The organism is Pseudoalteromonas sp. NZS127, from assembly GCF_015864805.1.
GTDB lineage: Bacteria > Pseudomonadota > Gammaproteobacteria > Enterobacterales > Alteromonadaceae > Pseudoalteromonas > Pseudoalteromonas nigrifaciens.
On sequence record NZ_JADYWN010000070.1, the window covers coordinates 1 to 704 of the forward strand.

Consider the following 704-nt stretch of genomic DNA (forward strand, 5'->3'; position numbering starts at 1 on the left):
AAGGCCATGGTCAAGATGTCGCCGGTAACTTCCTTAAGCGCCATGGAGAACTCAGACGGTTGGGCGATGTTCACGCTCTCCAGCACCTGACCATAGTCATACCGGCCCTTGCTGGTCGATTGGATCGTTTCGACGCTGGGGGTGATCGAGAGACTGTCGGCGTAGATCGGCCCGACAAGACCTTGCTTTACGCCGTCCACCATACGGTTAAAGTAAACGTCGCCAGCGCCATTGAAGCTGCGTGCTGCCATGAGAAACTCCTTGAGAATGTCATGCCGCACTCACGGCAAGATCGGATTACAACGCTCGCAGTGTCATCGCACAGGGCGAATCGACCTCTGCGGCACAATTTCGGACTCAGGCTTCCAGCAGGTTCTCGGCGAACACCACCGTGATGTGCACGACGGCGAACACAATGTTCTTGCCATCGGCGCGGGGGCCGATGTCCTTCCCCCGGTAGCTCAACTTCGCTACGCGGCCGTTGGCCCCGCGCGCACCGGCAATCGGTCGTCGGGCCAGGTCGCTGGAGAACACCGCCTTCTTGATGTCCTTGATCGCGTCGTGCGCGGCATCGTTCGGGTTGTCCACGTTGCAGTGCACGTAGGCGCCGAGTACGAAGTCTTGCTCCAGGGTGATGTCCAGTCGGCCGCCGTCGTTCTCCTGCGGGCGGTCCTCACCCTCGATAAGCACGGCGTAGGGCACAC

The 704-nt window shown here is 60.4% G+C and carries 1 protein-coding gene and 1 pseudogene; both read right to left on the bottom strand.

Translation table 11 applies throughout. The features are described from left to right. Window positions 1–251 (bottom strand): annotated as a pseudogene (locus I6E78_RS18470) (hypothetical protein); the annotation flags it as partial. Between the two features lie 106 nt (window positions 252–357). Then, on the bottom strand, window positions 358–704 hold a 347-nt coding region (locus I6E78_RS18475), incomplete at its 5' end, for a hypothetical protein (protein WP_197183121.1).